Origin of the sequence: Nocardia sp. JMUB6875, from assembly GCF_041154655.1 — a bacterium.
Lineage (GTDB): Bacteria > Actinomycetota > Actinomycetes > Mycobacteriales > Mycobacteriaceae > Nocardia.
Map to the genome: position 1 here is coordinate 1 of NZ_BAAFGR010000339.1, position 3,192 is coordinate 3,192.

General features: G+C 55.9%; 1 rRNA gene. It reads right to left on the bottom strand.

The features are described from left to right. Positions 1-43 precede the first annotated feature (43 nt). Positions 44-3,149 (bottom strand): 23S ribosomal RNA (locus ACAM49_RS39435). Positions 3,150-3,192 lie beyond the last annotated feature (43 nt).

Consider the following 3,192-nt stretch of genomic DNA (forward strand, 5'->3'; position numbering starts at 1 on the left):
GTGTGTTGTTTCAGATACTGCACAGTGGACGCGTAGCTTCTTTGTTGGTAAGTCCTCGGCCTATTAGTACCAGTCACCTACACCCGTTACCGGGCTTCCAGTTCTGGCCTATCAACCCAATGGTCTGTTGGGGGCCTTACCCCCTCGAGGGGGTGAGAAACCTCATCTTGGAACAGGCTTCCCGCTTAGATGCTTTCAGCGGTTATCCCTTCCGAACGTGGCCAACCAGCCGTGCTCCTGGCGGAACAACTGGCACACCAGAGGTTCGTCCGTCCCGGTCCTCTCGTACTAGGGACAGCCTTCCTCAAGTTTCTAACGCGCGCGGCGGATAGAGACCGAACTGTCTCACGACGTTCTAAACCCAGCTCGCGTGCCGCTTTAATGGGCGAACAGCCCAACCCTTGGGACCTACTCCAGCCCCAGGATGCGACGAGCCGACATCGAGGTGCCAAACCATCCCGTCGATATGGACTCTTGGGGAAGATCAGCCTGTTATCCCCGGGGTACCTTTTATCCGTTGAGCGACACCGCTTCCACTTGCCGGTGCCGGATCACTAGTCCCGACTTTCGTCCCTGCTCGACCTGTCGGTCTCACAGTCAAGCTCCCTTGTGCACTTGCACTCGACACCTGATTGCCAACCAGGCTGAGGGAACCTTTGGGCGCCTCCGTTACATTTTGGGAGGCAACCGCCCCAGTTAAACTACCCACCAGGCACTGTCCCTGAACCCGATCAGGGTCCGAGGTTAGAGGTCCAATACGATCAGAGTGGTATTTCAACGACGACTCCACGAACACTGGCGTGCCCGCTTCAAAGTCTCCCACCTATCCTACACAAACCGTACCGAACACCAATACCAAGCTATAGTGAAGGTCCCGGGGTCTTTTCGTCCTGCCGCGCGTAACGAGCATCTTTACTCGTACTGCAATTTCGCCGAGTCTGTGGTTGAGACAGCTGAGAAGTCGTTACGCCATTCGTGCAGGTCGGAACTTACCCGACAAGGAATTTCGCTACCTTAGGATGGTTATAGTTACCACCGCCGTTTACCGGGGCTTAAATTCTCAGCTTCGCGCCGAAGCGCTAACCGGTCCTCTTAACCTTCCGGCACCGGGCAGGCGTCAGTCCGTATACATCGTCTTACGACTTCGCACGGACCTGTGTTTTTAGTAAACAGTCGCTTCTCACTGGTCTCTGCGACCACCACCAGCTCGGGGAGCAAGTCCCGTCACCAGCAATGGCCCTCCTTCTCCCGAAGTTACGGAGGTATTTTGCCGAGTTCCTTAACCACAGTTATCTCGATCGCCTTAGTATTCTCTACCTGACCACCTGTGTCGGTTTGGGGTACGGGCCGTGTACCAACTCACTAGAGGCTTTTCTCGGCAGCATAGGATCACTGAATTCGCCTCAATCGGCTACGCATCACCTCTCAGGCTATATGAGACACGGATTTGCCTATGTCTCGCCCTACAGGCTTACACCAGGTATTCCATCACCTGGCCCAGCTACCTTCCTGCGTCACCCCATCGCTTGACTACTACACCCAGGGTCTCGTGCAGCCCCTTCTCTTCTCCCGAAGGAGATAGGTCCGGTTTTGGACGATTAGCACAGATGATTCGCCATTGGGCGCGGATACACGGGTACGGGAATATCAACCCGTTGTCCATCGACTACGCCTGTCGGCCTCGCCTTAGGTCCCGACTCACCCTGGGCGGATTAACCTGGCCCAGGAACCCTTGGTCATTCGGCGGACGAGTTTCTCACTCGTCTTTCGCTACTCATGCCTGCATTCTCACTCGCATGGCCTCCACGGCTGGATCACTCCGCCGCTTCCCTGGCCACACGACGCTCCCCTACCCATCCAGTCCACTGGCTCGAAAGCGGTGTATTGACTGAATGCCGCGGCTTCGGCGGTGTACTTGAGCCCCGCTACATTGTCGGCGCAGGATCACTTGACCAGTGAGCTATTACGCACTCTTTCAAGGGTGGCTGCTTCTAAGCCAACCTCCTGGTTGTCTTCGCGACCCCACATCCTTTTCCACTTAGTACACGCTTAGGGGCCTTAGCCGGCGATCTGGGCTGTTTCCCTCTCGACTACGAAGCTTATCCCCCGCAGTCTCACTGCCACGCTCTCACACACCGGCATTCGGAGTTTGGCTGACTTCGGTAAGCTTGTGGGCCCCCTAGGCCATCCAGTAGCTCTACCTCCGGCGTGAAACACGTGACGCTGCACCTAAATGCATTTCGGGGAGAACCAGCTATCACGGAGTTTGATTGGCCTTTCACCCCTACCCACAGCTCATCCCCTCAGTTTTCAACCTAAGTGGGTTCGGGCCTCCACGACGTCTTACCGTCGCTTCACCCTGGCCATGGGTAGATCACTCCGCTTCGGGTCCATAGTGTGCGACTCACTCGCCCTATTCGGACTCGCTTTCGCTACGGCTCCCCCACACGGGTTAACCTCGCCACACACCGATGACTCGCAGGCTCATTCTTCAAAAGGCACGCCATCACAGGATCAAGCCTGCTCTGACGGATTGTAAGCGCACGGTTTCAGGTACTATTTCACTCCCCTCCCGGGGTACTTTTCACCTTTCCCTCACGGTACTAGTCCGCTATCGGTCACCAGGTAGTATTCAGGCTTATCGGGTGGTCCCGACAGATTCACAGCAGATTTCACGGGCCCGCTGCTACTCGGGTGCCCATCACATGAGCCAAGATGTTTTCGCTTACGGGATTCTCACCCTCTACGATAGGCCGTCCCAGACCACTTCAGCTAACAACTTGGTTTCTTACTCATGCTCCACTCGGCAGAATGAAGAAGATGGGTCCCACGACCCCGACCAGGCAACGACTGCCGTCTATCACACCTGATCGGTTTAGCCTCTTCCGCTTTCGCTCGCCACTACTCACGGAATCACTGTTGTTTTCTCTTCCTGTGGGTACTGAGATGTTTCACTTCCCCACGTTCCCTCCACACGCCCTATATATTCAGGCGCGGGTAACACGACATCACTCGTGCTGGGTTTCCCCATTCGGAAATCCTCGGATCTCAGCTCGTTTGACAGCTCCCCGAGGCTTATCGCAGCCTACTACGTCCTTCATCGGCTCCTGGTGCCAAGGCATCCACCGTACGCTCTTACACACTTACTAACAAAGATGCTCGCGTCCACTGTGCAGTTCTCAAACAACACAC